The sequence below is a fragment of the Nonomuraea sp. NPDC004186 genome, assembly GCF_053603495.1.
In genome coordinates this window covers 12,229-31,458 of record NZ_JBSGFQ010000076.1, presented here as the reverse complement: position 1 = coordinate 31,458, position 19,230 = coordinate 12,229, and the positions used below count along the sequence as shown (strand labels likewise).

The 19,230-nt window shown below is 71.7% G+C and carries 19 protein-coding genes; 13 read left to right on the top strand and 6 right to left on the bottom strand.

What is annotated here, in order from left to right; translation table 11 throughout:
* Positions 1–7: 7 nt before the first annotated feature.
* The gene (locus ACWEPL_RS43630; protein WP_452439654.1) at positions 8–1,030 is read right to left on the bottom strand and encodes a PHP domain-containing protein; all 1,023 of its coding nucleotides are present in this window, start codon (positions 1,028–1,030) and stop codon (positions 8–10) included.
* 91 nt (positions 1,031–1,121) lie between these two features.
* Here ACWEPL_RS43630 and ACWEPL_RS43625 point away from each other — a divergent pair, with 91 nt between their 5' ends.
* The 9 genes from ACWEPL_RS43625 (at position 1,122) to ACWEPL_RS43585 (ending at position 9,381) form a co-directional block, all read left to right on the top strand.
* Positions 1,122–1,523, top strand: a complete 402-nt coding sequence (locus tag ACWEPL_RS43625) for a hypothetical protein (protein ID WP_350723174.1) — start codon at positions 1,122–1,124, stop codon at positions 1,521–1,523.
* A 3-nt stretch (positions 1,524–1,526) separates the two neighbouring features.
* Complete coding sequence (locus ACWEPL_RS43620) at positions 1,527–2,669, top strand: glutathionylspermidine synthase family protein (protein WP_452439653.1); 1,143 nt, start codon at positions 1,527–1,529, stop codon at positions 2,667–2,669.
* 31 nt (positions 2,670–2,700) lie between these two features.
* Positions 2,701–3,132, top strand: coding sequence for a DUF350 domain-containing protein (locus ACWEPL_RS43615; protein WP_350723178.1), 432 nt, complete (start codon positions 2,701–2,703; stop codon positions 3,130–3,132).
* 161 nt (positions 3,133–3,293) lie between these two features.
* On the top strand, positions 3,294–4,418 hold the full coding sequence (locus ACWEPL_RS43610) for a PucR family transcriptional regulator (protein WP_363966620.1): 1,125 nt from the start codon (positions 3,294–3,296) through the stop codon (positions 4,416–4,418).
* A 103-nt stretch (positions 4,419–4,521) separates the two neighbouring features.
* Positions 4,522–5,418 (top strand): ACP S-malonyltransferase, encoded by an 897-nt coding sequence (locus ACWEPL_RS43605; RefSeq protein ID WP_355194101.1) that lies wholly within the window; start codon positions 4,522–4,524, stop codon positions 5,416–5,418.
* Positions 5,415–6,371 carry a beta-ketoacyl-ACP synthase III gene (locus ACWEPL_RS43600; protein WP_350723182.1) on the top strand — a complete coding sequence of 319 codons (957 nt, stop codon included), beginning with the start codon at positions 5,415–5,417 and terminating at the stop codon, positions 6,369–6,371. Before ACWEPL_RS43605 ends, ACWEPL_RS43600 begins: the two co-directional genes overlap by 4 nt.
* 77 nt (positions 6,372–6,448) lie before the next feature.
* Positions 6,449–6,688, top strand: a complete 240-nt coding sequence (locus ACWEPL_RS43595) for an acyl carrier protein (RefSeq protein ID WP_350723184.1) — start codon at positions 6,449–6,451, stop codon at positions 6,686–6,688.
* 35 nt (positions 6,689–6,723) lie between these two features.
* The gene (gene fabF / locus ACWEPL_RS43590; protein WP_350723186.1) at positions 6,724–7,956 is read left to right on the top strand and encodes a beta-ketoacyl-ACP synthase II; all 1,233 of its coding nucleotides are present in this window, start codon (positions 6,724–6,726) and stop codon (positions 7,954–7,956) included.
* Positions 7,957–9,381, top strand: a complete 1,425-nt coding sequence (locus ACWEPL_RS43585; RefSeq protein WP_363966210.1) for an acyl-CoA carboxylase subunit beta — start codon at positions 7,957–7,959, stop codon at positions 9,379–9,381. It begins immediately after the preceding gene.
* Between the two features lie 223 nt (positions 9,382–9,604).
* Here ACWEPL_RS43585 and ACWEPL_RS43580 read toward each other — a convergent pair whose 3' ends face one another.
* Positions 9,605–10,099, bottom strand: a complete 495-nt coding sequence (locus tag ACWEPL_RS43580; protein WP_350723190.1) for a DUF3145 domain-containing protein — start codon at positions 10,097–10,099, stop codon at positions 9,605–9,607.
* 175 nt (positions 10,100–10,274) lie between these two features.
* Between ACWEPL_RS43580 and ACWEPL_RS43575 the strand changes: the two genes are divergently transcribed.
* The 3 genes from ACWEPL_RS43575 (at position 10,275) to ACWEPL_RS43565 (ending at position 12,332) form a co-directional block, all read left to right on the top strand.
* Complete coding sequence (locus ACWEPL_RS43575; protein ID WP_363966213.1) at positions 10,275–11,288, top strand: S8 family peptidase; 1,014 nt, start codon at positions 10,275–10,277, stop codon at positions 11,286–11,288.
* A 73-nt stretch (positions 11,289–11,361) separates the two neighbouring features.
* Positions 11,362–11,889 carry an RNA polymerase sigma factor gene (locus tag ACWEPL_RS43570; RefSeq protein WP_355194094.1) on the top strand — a complete coding sequence of 176 codons (528 nt, stop codon included), beginning with the start codon at positions 11,362–11,364 and terminating at the stop codon, positions 11,887–11,889.
* A complete protein-coding gene (locus ACWEPL_RS43565) occupies positions 11,886–12,332 on the top strand; it encodes a hypothetical protein (protein WP_363966215.1) in 447 nt (148 codons plus the stop codon). Before ACWEPL_RS43570 ends, ACWEPL_RS43565 begins: the two co-directional genes overlap by 4 nt.
* Before the next feature lie 221 nt (positions 12,333–12,553).
* Here the strand turns inward: ACWEPL_RS43565 and ACWEPL_RS43560 are convergent, their stop codons facing one another.
* Positions 12,554–13,660, bottom strand: coding sequence for an RNA-guided endonuclease InsQ/TnpB family protein (locus ACWEPL_RS43560; protein ID WP_452439652.1), 1,107 nt, complete (start codon positions 13,658–13,660; stop codon positions 12,554–12,556).
* A 149-nt stretch (positions 13,661–13,809) separates the two neighbouring features.
* On the opposite strand from ACWEPL_RS43560, the gene ACWEPL_RS43555 reads away from it, so the two are divergent.
* Complete coding sequence (locus tag ACWEPL_RS43555; RefSeq protein ID WP_452439651.1) at positions 13,810–16,335, top strand: CHAT domain-containing protein; 2,526 nt, start codon at positions 13,810–13,812, stop codon at positions 16,333–16,335.
* A gap of 96 nt (positions 16,336–16,431) precedes the next feature.
* On the opposite strand, the gene ACWEPL_RS43550 is transcribed toward ACWEPL_RS43555, so the two are convergent.
* Genes ACWEPL_RS43550 through ACWEPL_RS43540 form a run of 3 tightly spaced genes read right to left on the bottom strand, consistent with a single transcriptional unit; the run spans position 16,432 to position 19,110 of the window.
* Positions 16,432–17,250, bottom strand: a complete 819-nt coding sequence (locus ACWEPL_RS43550) for a sulfurtransferase (protein ID WP_449891758.1) — start codon at positions 17,248–17,250, stop codon at positions 16,432–16,434.
* 54 nt (positions 17,251–17,304) lie between these two features.
* The gene (locus tag ACWEPL_RS43545; RefSeq protein WP_452439650.1) at positions 17,305–18,489 is read right to left on the bottom strand and encodes an alkaline phosphatase family protein; all 1,185 of its coding nucleotides are present in this window, start codon (positions 18,487–18,489) and stop codon (positions 17,305–17,307) included.
* Positions 18,490–18,522: 33 nt separating this feature from the next.
* The gene (locus ACWEPL_RS43540) at positions 18,523–19,110 is read right to left on the bottom strand and encodes a DUF5998 family protein (RefSeq protein ID WP_350723202.1); all 588 of its coding nucleotides are present in this window, start codon (positions 19,108–19,110) and stop codon (positions 18,523–18,525) included.
* Between the last annotated feature and the right edge of the window lie 120 nt (positions 19,111–19,230).

Here is a 19,230-nt window from a genome sequence, read left to right as displayed (position 1 = left end):
GTGACGCTCAGGCGGCCGTCCAGCCGAGCAGCCGCTCCAGCGGCCAGGTGTTGACGACGAGGTCGGCCTCGATGCCGCACCGCGCGGCCCGTTCGCAGCCGTGGTGCTGCCAGTCGAGTTGCCCGGGCGCGTGCGCGTCGGAGTCGATCGCGAACACGCACCCCATCTCGTACGCCAGCCGCATCAACCTCTTGGGCGGGTCCAGCCGGTCCGGCCGGGAGTTGACCTCCACCGCGACCGCGAACTGCCGGCAGGCCTCGAAGACCAGCTCGGCGTCGAACGACGACTCCGGGCGGCGCTCGCCGCGCCTGCCGCCGGCCTTCACCACCCGCCCCGTGCAGTGGCCGAGCACGTCCACCAGGGGGTTGGCGATGGCGGTGACCATGCGGCGGGTCATCTCGTCGCCGTCCATGCGCAGCTTGGAGTGCACGCTGGCCACCACCACGTCCAGCCGCTCCAGCAGGTCGGGTGACTGGTCGAGGGAGCCGTCCGTGTTGATGTCCACCTCGATGCCGGTCAGGATCCGGAACGGGGCCAGCCGCTCGTTCAGCTCGGCCACCACGTCGAGCTGGCGTTCCAGGCGCTCGGCCGAGAGGCCCTTGGCCACGGTCAGGCGGGGCGAGTGGTCGGTCAGCGCCAGGTAGTCGTGGCCGAGCCCGCGGGCCGCCTCGGCCATCTCCTCGATCGGCGAGCCGCCGTCCGACCAGTCGGAGTGGCTGTGCAGGTCGCCTTTCAACGCGCCGCGCAGCGCCTGCGTCTCCTCGTCGAGCTGCACGCCGTCGGTCGCCCGCAACCGCCGCAAATATGTAGGAACCTGCCCATCGAGGCTTTCGTTGACCACAAGGGCGGTGACCTTCCCGATGCCGGGCAGGTCGCCGAGACCGCCGGTGCGGGCCAGCCGCACGAGCTCGTCCCTGGGCAGGTCGGTGACGACCTGGGCGGCGCGACGGAAGGCACGTACGCGGTACGTGGGCTCTCCGGCGCGCTCCAGCAGGAAGGCGATCTCGCGCAGGGCCTCAACCGGTTCCATGTGAGCGAACATACCTCGGGGCCACGACTACAGGATTGAACGGGGACGAGGGCCGCCGATAGGCTGAGCGGCCCATGAAAGCAGGATCTTGATGGCACAACCTCCGCAAACCCATCCCACGCCGCCACCGCCCGCGCGCAAGGCGTCCAAGGCCATCCCGCTGACCATTCTCGGTGTTCTGTCCATCATGCTGGTCGGGTACTGCGCGGCCACCCAGGATGACGACGACGTCACCGCGGACTGCGTCATCCAGCTGGACGACGGCACGTACGAGGTCGTCGACGACGACTACTGCGACGATGACGACAACGGCTCGTACCACTACTACGGCGGTTCGCGCGGGGCGTACATGTGGTACTACGGGGGCACCAGGTCGGGCAACAAGGTGCGCGGCGGCACCACGTACCGGCCCTCTGACGTGAACATCTCCACCCGCAACGGGAAAGAGATCCAACGGGGCGGCTTCGGCAACCACTGGGGCGGCGGGAGCTGACCGGTGCGTCGTGAGCATGGCACTCCCAGGGACGGCTGGGAGAAGACGATCGAGGGCCAGGGCCTGGCCTACCACCGGGCGGCGCACCCGTCGGGGCTGAGCAGACCGTACTGGGACGAGTCCATCCATTACGTGTTCTCCATGGACGAGGTCGAGGCGCTGGAGGAGCAGGTCGAGGAGCTCCACGAGATGTGCCTGCGCGCCGTCGAGCACGTGGTCTCGGCCCGGCGCTTCGCCGACTTCGCGATCCCCGAGTGGGCGTGGGACGAGGTGGCGCGCTCATGGGAGCGCCGCGACGCCCACCTGTACGCCCGCTTCGACCTGCGCTACGACGGCACCGGGCCGGCGAGGCTGCTGGAGTACAACGCGGACACGCCGACCTCGCTCGTGGAGTCGTCGGTCGTGCAGTGGTTCTGGCTGCAGGACGTCCACCCGGGCGCCGACCAGTGGAACTCCGTGCACGAGCGGCTCATCGAGCGCTGGCGCGAGATGCGGCTGCCGCCCGGGCCCACCCACTTCGCGTTCACGAACATGGACGAGACGGGCGAGGAGGCCATGACCGTGGCCTACCTGCAGGAGACCGCCGAGCAGGCGGGCCTGCAGACCGTCGCCGTCGCCATGGAGGACATCGGCTGGGACTCCCTCAACCGCCGCTTCGTGGACGTCGAGAACCGCGTGATCCGCTCGGCGTTCAAGCTCTACCCGTGGGAGTGGATGCTGGCCGACGACTTCGGGCGGCACGCCGTACGGCACTCCACCTGGATCGAGCCGCTGTGGAAGACGCTGCTGTCCAACAAGGCGCTGCTGGCGATCCTGTGGGACCTCAACCCCGGCCACCCCAACCTGCTGCCCGCCTACCTCGACGGCCCGCGCGACCTTACCTCCTACATCGCCAAGCCGCTGCTGGGCAGGGAGGGCGCCTCCATGCGCATCGTCACCCCCGAGGGCACCCAGGAGACGCCGGGCGTCTACGGCCAGGAGGGGTACGTCTTCCAGGGCTTCGAGGCGCTGCCCCAGTTCGAGGGGCAGCGGCCGGTGCTCGGCGCCTGGGTGGTCGCCGACGAGGCCGCCGGGCTGGGTATCAGGGAGACGACCGGCCTGATCACCGATGACACCTCCTCGTTCGTCCCCCACCGCATCGCCTGACTCCCCACCGCATCCCCCGATAGGAATCAACGTGACTCTTCTCGAGACCCTCGCCCGCGGCTCGGGCGCCATCGCCGCGTACGCCGCCGTCGGCGTGATCCTGATGATCGTCGGCTTCTACGTGATCGACTGGGCCACCCCCGGCAAGCTGAGCGAGATCATCCGCACCCAGCGCAACCCGAACGCCACCCTGCTCGCCACCTCCGCCCTGGCCGCCGTCGGCCTGATCGTGGCCGCCTCCATCTGGTCCTCCGGCGGCCGGCTGGCCGAGGGGCTGGCGGGCACGGCGGTGTTCGGCCTGGTCGGCATCGTGGTGCAGACCGTGGCGATGCTGCTGTTCGACCGGATCGTCGGCATCTCCGTACGCGACCTCGTGAAGGAGCCCGAGCTGCAGCCGGGCGCGCGGCTGCTCGCGGTCACGCACGTCGCGATCGGCCTCATCACGGCCGTCGCGGTCATCTGACGCCGGTCGCCGGGCCCCAGGAGAACGACCGTCGCGGTCATCCGACGCCGGTCGCCGGGCCCCGGGAGAACGGCCGTCGCGGTCATCCGGACGGAGCTGGCACTCTAGAAGGCGTGACAGACCGGACCCGGGAGGACACCACACGCAGGCTCGAGCGGGCCATGGGCTCGCTCGGCACGGCGGCGATGGCTCGCATGGAGGAGCAGCTGCCGTGGTTCCGCGCGCTCAGCGCGGAGGACCGGTCGTGGGTGGGGCTCGTGGCCCAGGCCGGCATCGCGGCGTTCGTCGAGTGGTTCTCGATCGCCGGCGAGGACCGCCCCACCCCCAGCATCGAGTTCTTCGGCACGGCTCCGCGCGAGCTCAAGCGGTCCATCTCGCTGCAGCAGACCGTCGACATCGTCAGAGTCGTGGTCGAGGTGGTCGAGGCGCAGGCCCACGAGCTGGCCGCGCCGAGCGGCGAGGACCAGCTCCAGCAGGCCATGCTCCGCTACACCCGCGACGTCGCCTTCGCCGCCGCCCACGTCTACGCCCGCGAGGCCGAGGCCAGGGGCTCGTGGGACGCCCGGCTCGAGGCCCTCATCGTGGACGCCCTCGTCCGCGGCGAGGTCGACGACGGCCTGCACTCCTGGGCGGCCGCGCTCGGCTGGACCTCCTCCCCCGTGGTCGTCATCGCCGGCCACGCCCCCGTCGACGACCCCCGCGCGGTCATCGACGGGCTGCGGGAGAAGGGCCGCCGCATCGGCATGGACCTGCTGGCCGGCGTGCAGGCCGACCGGCTGATCGTCATCGTGGGCGGCGCCGACAGCGTCAACGACGCGGCCAAGCAGGTCGTGCACCGCTTCGGGATGGGCCCCATCGTCATCGGCCCCGAGGTCCCCGACCTGCACGCCGCGGCCAGGTCCGCCAGGGCGGCGCTGGCCGGGCTGAAGGCGTCCTCCGGCTGGCCCGACGCGCCCCGGCCGGTGCACGCCGAGGACCTGCTGGCCGAGCGGGCGCTCGACGGCGACGACGACGCCAGGCAGCAGCTCATCGAGAACGTCTACCTGCCGCTCGCCGGCACGCCCCTGCTCGACACCCTCGCCACGTACCTGGAGCAGGGCACCTCGCTGGAGGCGACGGCGCGGCTGCTGTTCGTCCACCCCAACACCGTCCGCTACCGCCTGAAGAAGATCACGGAGCTGACCGGCTACCAGCCCACGGAGGGCAGGTCCGCCTTCACGCTCCAGGTCGGCCTGATTCTCGGCCGGTTGGCGGAGAGCGCCGAAATGTGGCGCGCCCTAACGTAATGTCGCCGAAATCCCCACTGTAGGCTTCCTACAAAACCCCCCGGACGAAGTTCGTGCGGATCATTATCCGCGTGTCGGAGTTCTACAGGGCAAGGTGGGTTTTGTGCTTGTACTCGTCGCTCCGGGCCAAGGTGCCCAAACGCCAGGCTTCCTTTCTCCCTGGCTCGAGCTCCCCGGTGTGGCCGACAGACTCGGCGCCTGGTCGGAGGTCGTCGGGCTCGATCTGATCGCCTACGGGACCACCGCCGACGCCGACGAGATCCGTGACACCGCCGTCGCCCAGCCGCTCCTCGTGGCCGCCGCGCTGGCCTCCGCCGAGGTGCTCGGCGCGACGCCGGACGTGCTCGCGGGCCACAGCGTGGGCGAGTTCGCCGCCGCCGCGCTGGCCGGGGTGCTCACCCCCGAGCAGGCGCTCACCCTGATCCGCGAGCGCGCCCAGGCCATGGCCAAGGCCGCCGCGGTCACCGAGACCGGCATGACCGCCGTGCTCGGCGGCGTCGAGGACGACGTGCTGGCCGCCCTCGAGAAGCACGGCCTGACCCCCGCCAACATCAACGGCGCCGGCCAGATCGTCGCGGGCGGCACGCTGGAGCAGCTGGCCGCGCTCAAGGACGACCCGCCGACCCGTGCCCGCCTCATCGCGCTGAAGGTCGCGGGCGCCTTCCACACCCGCCACATGGCCCCCGCCGTGGAGAGCCTGCGCGAGGCCGCCGCCAACGTGGCCCCCGCCGACCCCACCGTCACGCTCCTGTCCAACTCCGACGGCCAGGCGGTCGCCTCCGGCGCCGAGTTCGTGGATCGGCTGGTCAGGCAGATCAGCAGCCCCGTCAGGTGGGGCGCCTGCATGGAGACCATGGCCGGGCTCGGCGTCACGAAGATGATCGAGCTCCTGCCCGGCGGCACGCTCACCGGCCTGGCCAAGCGCGGCCTGTCCGGCGTGCAGACGGTGGCGCTGAAGACCCCCGACGACCTCGACGCGGCCAGGGAGCTGACCAAGTGAAGATTCCCGACGTCGCCCCTGGCGGCAGGATCCTGGCCCTCGGCCACTACCAGCCGGCCAACGTCGTCACCAACGACGACCTGGCCAAGAACATCGACACCAACGACGAGTGGATCCAGTCCAGGGTCGGCATCAAGGAGCGCCGCGTCGCTCCCGACAGCGAGTCCCTCGAGGACATGGCCACCATCGCCGGCGGCAAGGCGCTGGCCGCGAGCGGCCTGTCGCCCGAAGAGGTCGACCTGGTCATCGTGGCCACCTGCACGCTCGAGACCCAGATCCCCAACGCCTCCGCCGTCGTGGCCCACCGGCTCGGCATCAAGGCGCCCGGCGCGTTCGACGTCAACGCCGCCTGCGCCGGGTTCTGCTACGCCCTCGGCACCGCGAGCGCCGCCGTACGCGCGGGCTCGGCCCGCCACGTGCTGGTCATCGGCGCGGAGAAGCTGTCGCAGTGGATCGACTGGACCGACAGGTCCACCGCCGTGATCTTCGCCGACGGCGCGGGCGCCGCGGTGGTGGGTCCCTCCGAGACCCCCGGCATCGGCCCCGTGGTGTGGGGCAGCTCCGGCGACAAGTCCGAGGCGATCGCCATCCAGGACCGCCAGAACTTCCTCCGCCAGGAGGGCCAGACGGTGTTCCGCTGGGCGACCACCGCGCTCCACCCGGTGGCGCTCGAGGCCTGCGAGCGCGCGGGCGTGGACCCGTCGGAGCTGACGGCGTTCGTGCCCCACCAGGCCAACCTGCGCATCATCGAGGCCATCGCCCGTAAGCTGGGCGCCGACAACGCCGTGATCGCCCGCGACATCGTCAACGCCGGCAACACCTCGGCCGCCTCGATCCCGCTGGCGCTCTCGCGCATGCTGGAGCGCGGCGAGGTCCGCTCCGGCGGTCTCGCGCTGCTGCTCGGCTTCGGCGCGGGGCTGACCTACGCCGGGCAGGTCATCGAGATCCCTTAGCCTCCCCTCGCACTACCATCCAGAGCTTGTACGGCACAGCCGTGCAGAACCCAGAAATCAAAAGGAGAACCAGCGACATGGCTGCCACCGAGCAGGACATTCTTGACGGCCTCGGCAAGATCATCAACGAGATCACCGGCATCCCGGCCTCGGACGTGACCCCCGAGAAGAGCTTCGTCGACGACCTCGACATCGACTCCCTGTCCATGGTCGAGATCGCCGTGGCCGCCCAGGACGAGTTCGGCGTCGAGATCCCGGACGACCAGCTCAAGAACCTGAAGACGGTCAAGGACGTCCTCAACTTCATCCAGGGCTGAGAAGTCATCATTCTGACTAGCAAGGAGCGCGAAACGTGAGTGCGAACCGGGTACGTGTCGTCGTCACCGGGCTTGGCGCGACGACGCCCGTCGGTGGAGACGTCACCTCGACCTGGACGGCGCTCCTCGCCGGTCAGTCGGGTGTCGAGACCCTCACCACGGACTGGATCGACTCCGTCCCCGTGAAGTTCGCGGGGACGGCCGCGGTCGACCCCACCGAGGTGCTGCCGCGGCCGGAGGCCCGCAGGCTCGACCGCAGCGAGCAGTTCGCGATGGTCGCCGCCCGGGAGGCCTGGCAGGACGCCGGCGCCCCCGAGGTCGCGCCGGAGCGGCTGGGCGTCGTGGTCTCCAGCGGCATCGGCGGCATCAGCACCACGCTGAGCGCGTACGACACCTGGCGTGAGCGCGGCTGGAACCGGCTGTCGCCGTTCACCGTGCCGATGCTCATGCCCAACGGCCCGGCCGCCTGGATCGGCCTCGACCTGGGCGCCCAGGCGGGGGTGCACGCCACCGTGTCGGCGTGCGCGTCCGGCGCCGAGGCGATCGGCCACGCGATGGACATGATCAGGGTGGGCCGCGCCGACGTGGTCGTGGCCGGCGGCACCGAGGCCGCCATCCACGGGCTCAACATGGCGGCCTTCGCCGCCGCGCGGGCCATGTCCACCCGCAACGACGACCCGCAGGGCGCGTCCAGGCCGTGGGACCGCGACCGCGACGGGTTCGTGCTCGGTGAGGGCGCCGGCATCGTGGTGCTGGAGTCCGAGGAGCACGCGAAGGCGCGCGGCGCGAAAATCTACGCCTACTGCGCCGGGGTCGGCTACTCCGCCGACGCCCACCACATCACGCAGCCCGAGCCCGAGGGCCGGGGCATCATCATGGCGATGACCCAGGCACTCAACGACGCCGGCCTGACCGGCCTCGACATCAAGCACGTCAACGCACATGCCACCTCCACCCCTGCCGGTGACGTCGGCGAGGTGCAGGCCGTGGCCAAGGCCATCGGCACCCACCCGCTCGTGACCTCGACCAAGTCGATGACCGGTCACCTGCTCGGCGGGGCCGGCGGCATCGAGTCCGTCTTCACCATCAAGGCTCTGCAGGAGCGGATCGTCCCCGCGACCATCAACCTCGACGACCTCGACGACGGCATCGAGGTCGACCTGGTCTACGGGAAGAACCGCCCCCTGCCCGACGGAGACATCGCCGCGGTCAACAACTCGTTCGGATTCGGGGGCCACAACGTGGCCGTCGTGTTTAAGGGGGCATAAATGACCGTGCTGGACAACGGGATAGCGACCGACGGCACCGAACAGGAGCCTGCCGACCCCCGCGATCCAGCCGTCCGCCTGACCGCGCTGCTCGACGAGGGCTCGCTGCGGCTGATCAGCTCCGAAGACAAGAGCGGCGTGCTGGCCGCCATGGGCCGCGTCGAGGGTGTTCCCGTCGTCGCCTTCTGCAGTGACGCCCGCTTCCAGGGCGGCGCGATGGGCAGCGAGGGCTGCGAGCACATCGTGCACGCCTACGACGTGGCCGTCCGTGAACGGGTGCCGGTCATCGGGATCTGGCACTCCGGCGGTGCGCGACTCGCCGAAGGCGTCGAGTCGCTGCACGCCGTCGGGCGGGTCTTCGCCGCCATGACCAAGGCGTCCGGCGTGGTGCCGCAGATCTCCGTGGTCGTCGGCCCCGCCGCCGGCGGCGCCGCGTACGGTCCCGCGCTGACCGACATCGTCATCCTGGCCGAGTCCGGCCGCATCTTCGTCACGGGCCCCGACGTGGTCCGCAGCGTCACCGGCGAGAACGTCGACTCCGCGGCGCTGGGCGGCCCGGAGCCGCACAGCAAGCGCAGCGGCGTCGTGCACGTCGTCACCAAGACCGAGACCGACGCGTACGTCAAGGCGCGCCAGCTCGCCACGCTCCTCGGCCACCAGGGCCGGGTGCGCACGGGAGAAATCGAGGAAGTGGACTTCTCCACGCTGCTGCCCGACTCGGCGAGGCGCGCCTACGACGTCAAGCCGCTGGTCAACGGCCTGCTCGACGAGCCTGGCATCGAGCTGCACCCCAAGTGGGCACCGAACATCGTCACATCGCTCGGCCGCCTCGGTGGCCGGACGGTCGGTGTGATCGCCAACAACCCGCTGCGGCTCGGCGGCTGCCTCGACGCCACGTCCGCCGAGAAAGCCGCCCGCTTCGTACGCATGTGTGACGCTTTCGGAGTGCCGTTGGTTGTCCTCGTGGACGTTCCCGGCTACCTGCCCGGGGTCGGGCAGGAGCACGACGGGGTCGTGCGGCGGGGGGCCAAGCTGCTGCACGCCTTCGCCGAGGCATCGGTGCCGCGGGTCACGCTGGTGACCCGGAAGGCGTACGGGGGCGCGTACATCGCGATGAACTCCCGCGCGCTGGGGGCCACCAAGGTGTTCGCCTGGCCGACCACCGAGGTGGCGGTCATGGGGCCGGTGGCGGCCGTACGCATCCTCAAGCGGCGCGAGCTGGCCGCCGCCCCGGAGGAGGAGCGGGCCGAGCTGGAGCAGCGGCTGGCCGCCGAGCACGAGAAGCTGGCCGGTGGGCTCGACCGGGCCCGGGAGCTGGGGGTCATCGACGAGGTGATCAAGCCCGCGGAGACGCGCGGCGCCATCGCCAAGCTCCTCACCCAGGCCACGCCCGCCCGCGGCGCCCACGGCAACATCCCGCTGTAGCTCTTTGACGATCGGCCCCGCACCGAGCATCGGTGCGGGGCCGTTCGCGTGTGCTTCCCAAGAGGCCCCCGCGCGGGCGTGGGTGCGGGGCCGATCGCGTGCTTTCCAAGAGGCCCCGCACCGTGCTTCCCAAGAAGCCCCGCACCGTGCTTTCCAAGAGGCCCCGCACCGGCGTGGGTGCGGGGCCTCTTGGGCGTGACGTTCGCCCGTGGCGTGGGCAGGGTCAGACGGCGGCGTGGAGCCAGCGGACGGGCGCACCGTCGCCCGCGTACCGGAACGGCTCCAGCTCCTCGTCCCAGGGCCGGCCGAGCATCTTGTCCAGCTCGTCCTCCAGCACGCACCGCCCCTGCGCGGCCATCATCATCGCCGCCCGGAGCCGTTCCTCGGGGATCATGATGTCGCCGGCCGCGCCGATGACCGCGGTGAAGGCACCGAGCGTCGGCGTGTAGGCGTGGCGGGACCCGTCCACTCCCGGTGACGCGTCCTCGGTGATCTCGAACCTGAGGCGCTGCCAGCCCATGAGCGAGGAGGCGATGGCCGCCGCGATGCCGGCGCGGCCATCCCACTCCGCCTGGGCCCGCACGACGTTGGGCGCGGCGGGTTGCGGAGTCCACGTCAGATCCACGGGCACGCCAAGGACACCCGCGACTGCCCATTCGATATGAGGGCACAGCGCGGGCTGAGCCGAGTGGACGTAAAGGACGCCACGAGCAGACACCGGACCTCCCGTTTCGGTACGAGGTGCGCCTTCCCCAACGGCCTCGCCCCGGGATGATCACAAGTGACTAGGGAGAGACTACCGTCGGTCGCTATCCGGCACCAGAGGGGGGCCATACCAACTTGGTGCGGGAGTGGCATGTGACAGTTGGACCAGCGGGGAAACATACCGCCTCATGGACATCCAATCTGTCGGCGCGTCGCTCATCCGGCCTGGTCAGGTGCTGACCGACCGCGCGGCGCTGTCGGCCGTCTCCCGCTGGACCCAGGCGGTCTCGGAGGCGGACGGCGTCTGCGTGATCCACCTGTCGCCCGGCGCCGACCCCTGCGAGATCACCGCCGAACTCCGCGAGCAGGGCCTGCGAGCGTCGCCGAACCACGTGTTCCGCGGCCAGCCTCTGTTCTTCGGTGGTCCCGCGTCCAGACCCTTTCCGACTCCGCCCATCGCCCGCAAGCCGGGGCGGTCCCGCTCGGGCGTGGTCGTGGGGCTGCTCGACACCGGCATCGCCAAGCACCCGTGGTGGTCCGGCAGCGACTGGTACGGCGAGACCGCCCCCGAGTGCGCCGACGCGACGGAGGGCGCGCAGGCGGGGCACGGCACGTTCATCGCGGGCCTGCTGACCCGGCGGGCCCCGGGCGCGGAGCTGAGCGTGCACCGGGTGCTCGACGGCGACGGCATCGGCGACGAGGCGACCGTCGTCCGCGCCCTCCACCGCCTGCGCGAGCGCCCTCCGCAGGTGCTCAACCTCTCCTTCGGCGGCCACACCTACGACGACCGCCCGCCACCGCTGCTGTCAGACGCCATCGCCGCGCTGCCCGGCACGGTGACCGTGGCCTGCGCCGGCAACACGGGGTCCGACCGGCCGTTCTGGCCGGCGGCGCTGCCCTCCGTGGTGGGCGTGGCCGCCGTGGACGCCGCGGAGGAGCAGCGCGCCCCCTACTCCGGCTACGGCATCTGGGTGGACGCCTGCGCCCGCGGCGACTGGCTGACCAGCAGTTTCCTGGACGGCGGTGACTTCGCGGGATACGCGGCGTGGAGCGGCACGTCGTTCGCCACCGCCCTGGTGGCAGGGGCCGTCGCGGACGGGGCCAAGAGCGAGCCGGCCAGGGAGGTCGCCAGACGGCTCTTCGAATCTGAGCGGGCCCGGCAAATTCCGGATCTGGGAGTTCTGATCCCGGCGAGTCTGTAGAGTTTACGCTCAGTCCTCAGCCAATCACGGGGAGGCATGATCGCCTACTCGTGCCGGACGGAAGGAGGCCGCGATGCGCGATTCAGCGGAGCTGCTCGCAGCGGCGGCCGAGGGCGACCGGACGGCCTGGGACGAGCTGGAGGCCAGGTTCGGGCCGCGCATGTGGGCGGTGGCCCGTGCGTGCGGCCTGAGCCCCTCCGACGCGGCGGACGCGGTCCAGGGTTCCTGGTTGCGCCTGCTGCAGCACCTCCCGAGCATCAGGGATCCGGCCGGAGTGGGGGCCTGGCTGGTGACGACCGTGCGCCGCGAAGCCCTCCTGCTGCTGCGTAAAGATCGTCCCGGGGTCTCCTCCTTCGAGGTCGTCGAAGACCCTGACCCGGAGTCCGCCGTCCTGGAGGCCGACGGCCGCCGCCTGCTCTGGAAGACGGTCTCCGACCTGCACGAGCCCTGCCGCTCACTCCTCCAGCTGGTCGCCGTCGACTTCGGCAACCAGCAGATGGCGTCACGGCTCGGACTGCCCGTGGGCAGCATCGGTCCGACCAAGGCCCGGTGCCTGGAAAAACTGCGCACTCTGATCTCAATACAGGAGACAGCGCAATGATCAACGACGAGTATTTCCTGGCAGCCCTCCGGTTGGCCTCCGGGAACGACCCGATCCCCGGCCAGGTGTCCGCCGCCGCACGCGACGCCTACCGGCTCCGGGTCCCCGGGGCGGTGACGGCCGGCCCCACCGACCGCGGCGCCGCCGGCGGTGTACGCGATGACGAAGGCTCCCATCTGGTGCGCTTCGTCGTGGCGGGCCTCACCTTCGACCTGGAGATAACGATCGGCGACGGGCTCATCGACGTGGCGGGACACGTCTTTCCGTACCCGGGGGAGGACGCGCTCATCGATGTGCGCACTCCCCATCTGACGCTCACCCGGCGGATCGCCGGCTCCGGCGACTTCGCCGCCACCGGCCTGCCGCCGGGCTGGCTGAGCGTGGTCTGCCACCGCCCCGGCCACAAGCCCGTTCAGACGCGATGGGTGCGCATCCGGCCCTGACGACGCGACGCTGATCCCCTTGCCGACCAGCCGAGAGAGCCGCGTCGCCTCTCTCGGCTGTTTTTTGTGGAGATGGAGAGATCCCAAGGCACCCCATTTGACTTCCTCCTCCTCGTAACCGAGGGGGATTCCAACCCTCACGGGTTGGGCTTCCTGCTTCACCACCGATCGCCCGCCGAGGAGGACTCCTCTTGAGGTCTTACATCAGCTCCACAGGCGTTTCAGCTCTCCGCCAGCCCGGCGGCGAGCACGTTCTTGGCAGCGTTGATGTCCCGGTCGTGGACCACGCCACAGGCGCACGTCCATTCCCGGATGGTCAGCGGCAGGCGCTCGGCCAGCGCGCCACATGCCGAGCACAGCTTGGAGGAGGGAAACCAGCGGTCCACCGCCACCAGCGTGCGGCCGTACCAGGCGGCCTTGTACTCCAGCATCGACCGCAACTCCCGCCAGCTCGCGTCCGAGATGACGCGGGCCAACCGGCGGTTTTTGACCATGTTGCGGATGGTGAGGTCCTCCACGGCGATCACTTGGTTATCGCGAACAAGCCGGGTGGACAGTTGGTGCAGGAAATCCCGGCGCCGGTCGGCGATCCGCGCATACACGCGGGCCACCTTGAGCTGGGCTTTGGCGCGATTGTTCGAGCCCTTCGCTTTGCGGGCGAGCTCACGCTGGGCCTTGGCGAGCTTGCGCCGGTCGACCCGCTCGTGCCTGGGATTGACGATCTTCTCCCCGCTGGACAAGGTGACCAGCGCTGTGATGCCCACGTCCACCCCCACCGACGCCTTGACCGGCGGAAGCGGGGAGATCTTCTCCTCCATCAGGATCGACACGAACCATCGCCCGGCCGCATCACGCGAGACGGTCACCGTGGACGGCTCCGCTCCCGGCGGCAGCGAGCGCGACCAGCGGATGTTCAGCGGCGCATCCATCTTGGCCAGCCAGAGCCGGCCATCGCGCCAGCGGAACGCGCTACGGGTGTACTCGGCGCTGGCCCGCGACTTCTTACGGGACTTGAACGTCGGATACTTGGCCCGTTTGGTGAAGAAGTTCGCAAATGCCGCTTGCAGGTGTCGGAGGGCCTGCTGGAGCGGAACGCTGGACACCTCGGCCAGGAACGCCAGCTCGGGCGTCTTCTTCCAGGCCGTCAAGGCCGCCGACGACTCCACGTAGGAAACGCGACGGCCGTGCAGGGCATAGACGCGGGTCCGCTCCTCCAACGCCTTGTTGTAGACCAGGCGCACACAGCCGAACGTCCGGGCAAGCTCATCGGCCTGCTCGATGGTCGGGTAGAAGCGGTATTTGTAGGGCCGCTTCACGGCCTGTGTCACATCTCACATTCTAAAGCAAGATCGGTTAAAATTTTCGGTGTTACCCAGGCTGGCGGTCCACCCGGCGGCCGGATGCTTGCTCTGCTTGGCAGGAATCCAATTCCTCCCGGCCCTGAAGCCAAAGGGCCGGGTTTCCTTGGAAACTTTCGATGAGCGCAACACCAGAGCGACCAGACGACCGAGATCCACTCGTCGTGGCGGCCGAGGCCGCTGTCATGCGCTCCCTGGTCGATCCCGACCACGCCCTTCGCGCCGGCCGTACCGTGCTCTCCACCGCCCGCCGCGTCGGCGACCCCGACGCCGAGGCCGTCGCGCACAGGGCCATCGCGCTGGCCTCCCGCGAGCTCGGCGACCTGCGCAGCGCCGAGCACCACCTCCGTGAGGCCATCGCCACCCCGGGCGCCCCGCCGGAGCGCATCGCCCAGGCCCGGCTCTCCCTCGTCACCGTACGCACCGAGCTCGGCCACCCGCTCCAGGCCCTGCGGGTGGCCGCCCTGGCCTGGGCCCACCTCTCGCCGCTCGACCGCGCCAAGCTCGACACCCAGCGCGCGGTCGCCCTGGCCCGTCTCGGCCGCCACCAGGAGGCCATCGCCGCCTGCGACCGCGCGCTGCGGGCCCTCGTGACCGCTCCCGGCACCATCGACGACCGCAGGTTCCTGGCGGGCGGGCTGCTCAACCGCGGTCTCGTCCACTCCTACCGCGGCGACTGGGACGCCGCCATGCGCGACCTGACCGCCTGCCTGGAGATCTCCCGGCACTCGGGGTTGCGGCACCTGGCCCGCCTGTCCGCCGCGAACCTGCCTTTCCTCGCGGTACGGCGGGGCGACATCGCGGGGGCGTTCAAGCTCTACCGCGAGGCCGAGGACACCCTGTTCGGCTTCCCCGAGCGGCTGGCCACGATGCGGGCGGACTTCGCCGGCGCCCTGCTGGCCGCCCATCTGCCGGGCGAGGCCAGGGCCATGCTGAGCCTGGCCGTACCCGATCTCGAGGTGTCGGGGGCGCACGTGGCGCTGGCCGAGGCCCGGCTGAAGCTGGCGCAGGTGGAGCTGCTGACCGGCGACCCGCGCCGGGCGCTGGAGGTGGCCGAGCAGGCGGCCGGCGAGCTGGCCGCGCAGGACCGGACGTCATGGCTGCCGCTGGCCAGGGAGGTCGTCCTGCGGGCCCGGCTGACGCTCGAACCCGTCACGCCCGCCCTGGTCGCCGACCTGGTCGCGTGCGCGGACGAGCTGGAGGACGGCCTGGCGCACCTGGCGGGCGCCGCCGCGCTGCGGCTGGTGGCGGCCGAGGCGGCGCTGGCCGTGGACGACCACCCGACGGCCTCGGCGCAGCTGGCCCTCCTCACCGAGCACGCCGAACGTGAGGAGCCGTTCCCCCCGATCGGCACCCGGCTCACCCCGCTGGACTCCGAGCCCGCGCGGGAGGCGGAGATCCCGGTGCCGGTGCGCCAGCACGCGCTCGCTCTGGAGGCGTCGCTGCAGGAGGACGCCACGGGGGCCTTCCGGGCGGTCCGCGTCGGGCTGTCGGAGGTGAGCGAGCGGGTGGAGACGTTCGACGATCCCTCGCTGCGCGCCCACGCGGCCAGGGCCGGGGAGCGGCTGGCGGGGTTCGGGCTGGGGCTGGCGGTGCGGGGCGGGTCCGCCGGGGAGGTGTTCGAGTTCGCGGAGCGGTGGCGGGCGGTGGCCGCGCCCTCGCACGCGTGCTCGCTGGTGGATCCCGAACGGGTGCGGGCGGAGCTGGGGTGCGGGGCTCTGGTGGAGTTCGTGGCGGACGAGGACGCGCTGCTGGCCGTGCTCGTCAAGGGGGAACGCGTGACGCTGCGGCGGGTGGGCGACGCTCGGCAGGTCAAGGAGGCGATCGTCCGGCTCCGTCACGCGCTGCGCCGCCAGTGCTCCGGGACGCCGCATCCTCGCTGCGACCTGGAGAGCGTCGAGGTGGCGGCCCTGGAGGTCGAAGGGCTGCTGCTGCGCCCGCTCCTCGCCGAGCTGGGAGACGGGCCGCTGGTGGTGGTGCCGGTGGACGCCCTGCACACGCTGCCGTGGGGGGCGCTGCCGTGCCTGCGCGAACGCCCGGTCAACGTGGTCGCCAGCGCGGCCGGCTGGGTGCGGGCCCGGGAGCTCGCCCGCGCCCGCCGGAGCGGCCCGCCGGCGGTGGTGGCGGCGGCCGGGCCCGCCCTGGCGCACGCGCACGCCGAGGTGCGCAACGTGCTCGCCTGCCACCCGGACGGGCGCGAGGCGCCGGGGCGCACCGGGCCGGTGCTGGAGGCCCTGGCGGCGGCCGACGTCCTGCACCTGGCCGCGCACGGGGTCTTCCACGCGCGCAGCCCGCTGGTGTCCGGGATCACGCTGGAGGACGGCTCGCTGATGGCCTACGACCTGCTGGACATCCCGCGGTCGCCGGGGCTGGTGGTGCTGTCGGCCTGCAACTCGGGGATGTCGCGCACGCCGGTGGAGGGGGCGCCGCTGGGCCTGCCCGGAACGTTCCTGGCCAAGGGGTCCGCGTGCGTGGTGGCCGGGCTGGTGCCGGTGCGGGACGAGGGGGCCATGGCGCTCATGAGCATGTTCCACGAACTGCTGGTGGCGGGCCGGCCCCCGGACGCGGCCCTGGCCTCCGCCGCCGCCAAGACCGGCGAGACCGGCTTCGTCTGCTTCGGCGCGGGCGACCATCCGTTGTATTAGCGGTACGGGGCCGCAGAGCTGATCAGCCCGGCCCTCACACCGACGCCGGCCAGGGCTGCGGGCCCCGCAGCCGGAGGCCGGCCGTTGGCGGTGAGGTCAGCCGGTGGCGACCGGCCGGGAGGGGTCGGCCACCCAGTTGGACCAGGAGCCGACGTACAGGGCGGCGGGCAGGCCGGCCACCTCCAGGGCCAGCACCTCGTGCGCGGCCGTCACCCCGGAGCCGCAGTAGGCCCCCGCCTGAACCCCCTCCCGGACCCCGAGCCCGGTGAAGCGGTCCCGGAGGGCGGCGGGCGCGAGGAAGCGGCCGTCGGGCCCGACGTTCTCCGTCGTGGGCGCGTTGACGGCCCCGGGAACGTGCCCGGCCACGGGATCGATCGGCTCCACCTCGCCCCGGTAGCGTTCGGCGGCTCGGGCGTCGAGCAGCACGCCCTGGGTGGCCAGCGCCCCCGCCTCGTCGGCCGTCAGCGCCGGCATCCCGCCGGGCCGCGCGGTGAAGTCGCCGGACGCCGCGAGGTCGGGTGAGTCCTTCGTGGTGGGCAGCCCGGCCTCGGTCCACGCGGGCAGCCCGCCGTCGAGGACGCGGACGTCCTGGTGGCCGAAGTAGCGCAGCGCCCACCAGGCCCTGGCCGCGACCGTGGATCCGGCGTCGTCGTAGACCACCACGGGGCGCCCGTCCGACACGCCGAGCCGCCGCATCGCGCTCTGGAACGCGCCCGCCTCGGGCAGCGGATGCCGCCCGCCCGCGCCGGGCGGGGCCGCGAGATCCTGGTCGAGGTCGCAGTAGACGGCGCCGGGGATGTGCCCCTCGCGGTAGAACTCCACCCCGGGCGGCCCGCCGAGCCGCCAGCGGACGTCGAGCACCGTCACGTCATCGAGCGCGGCGAGCTCGGCCGGTGTGATCAGCGGGCTGGTCAAGGCGTACCCCCAGAGAATTCGTCGCCGGACCTCGTCACAGTATCTCCGGCCAGGTCACGTGCGGGCCTGCAGGAGCGGCACGTGCTGCTCGGCCGCCGTCATCGAGCCGTGGTAGCCGGTGAACAGGGCCTCGATCCTGTGATGGGTAGGCGCGATGATCGCCAGGTCGGCATACGGCACGGCCACGACGTCGCCGATGCGCCCCAGCCACGCGTCCCGTACCCGGGGGCCGAACCAGCCCGACTCCACCGCCTCCCGCCTGGAGACCACCCAGGCCTTCCCGCGCAGGGTCTCGCACCACGCCTCCAGCACGTCCCGCGCGGCTCCGGGCTCGGCGTAGACGTGCCTGGCCCTGGCCTCGCCGCCGAGCAGCGCCACGCCCTCCGTGAGCTCGGGCACGCTCTCGGCGTCGATCTTCTCGGTGGCGTTGACCATGCCGTGGTCGGCGGTCACGTAGAGGGCGGATCCAGGAGGCAGGCCCTCCGCGAGCCGCTGGGCCATGTCGTCGACGACGGCGAGCTGCCGCAGCCACTCCTCGCTGCCCCAGCCCGTCATGTGGCCGGCGGCGTCCAGATCGCCGTAATAGACGGTGACATGCGCCGCCCCTTGGCGCATGGACTCGTGCACGCGGGCCACGCGGTCGTCCACGGTGTCGGCGGCCACGTAACGGACGCCCCGGTAGACGGCCTGCGTCAGGCCGGTGCCCTCGAACTCGGCGGGGGCGACGTAGACGGCGTCGAGTCCGGCGCGGGTGGCGCGCTGGTAGACGGTGGGGGCGGGCTGCCAGAGCTCGGGATCCATGGTGAGGCCGTCGGGGAGGGTCCACCGCAGGCAGTTGAACAGGTGGCCGGTGCCGGGGACGGCCAGCGTCAGGCCGAGCATGCCGTGCTCGCCCGGGGTCAGGCCGGTGCCCAGGGAGCAGAGGCTGGTGACGGTCGTGGCCGGGAATCCGGCGGTGAGCGTCCGGCCCGCCAGGCCGGACAGGAACGGGGCGGTGTCGGCGTGCGCCCTCAGCAACTCGGCGCCCAGGCCGTCGACCAGGAACAGGCACACGCGATCGGCCGACTCCAGGACGAGCGGCCCTCCGCCTGCCGGGCCGGGCAGACTCGCCGGATCCGAGGCGCCCGTCGCAGCGGGCGGACTCGCCGTGTCCGGCTCGGGTGTGCGCACGCCCAGCGCCGCCAGCAACGCGTCGGGCAGGTCCGCGAGTGACCCGCCGCCGTACCCCGGCACCAGCATGTCGTTCATCCTATGCCTTGGCGGATCTCCCGCTCAGGAAGCGCGGGCGGTGGCCTCGGAGAGGGCCTTGGCGAAGGCGAGGACGTGGGTGACCGCTTCCGGGCCGTCGGCCGCCTCGCTGACCCGGAGGGACAGGTCGTCGGCCGTGATCGCGCCCGTGTAGCCGTGGTCGGCCTCGCAGTTTTCGTCGCCGCAGGTGGCCGGCTCCAGGTCCACGTGGGAGATGGCGCCCCAGCCGATCGTGAGCGTCACCTCCGTGGGAGGCACGCCGGGGACGTAGGAGGCGGGGTCGGGCACCACGCGCGTGACGGCGACCGACTGGACACGGGTCAGGCGCACGGCCTCCGTGGTCGTGGAGGCGTGGGACGTCGAGACGCCCTCCACCGCGGGATGCTCGTCGGTGTGGCAGACCAGCAGCCGCGTCGCCGAGAGCACCAGCACCGTGACGTGCCTGCGCACCTCCATGGCGGGATCGAACGTGGCCTCGTGATGGACCACGAAGGCGGTCACCGCCTCCTTGCCCAGCGCGGATTCGACCGCATCGGTGACGAGGTCGGGATAGTAGCCGCTGCGCTCGATCGCTTCACGCAGGCCCGCGGCTGAGACTCGGGTTTCCCTCATGGGTCCATCCTGCCAGGGCGAGGCTGTGTGCTCATCCGCCGGATATAACGCTCTATAACGTCTTTTATCCAGGCATCAGGGGGTGCTTCGGTTCACCCCATTCACTCCCGTCGGCCGCCC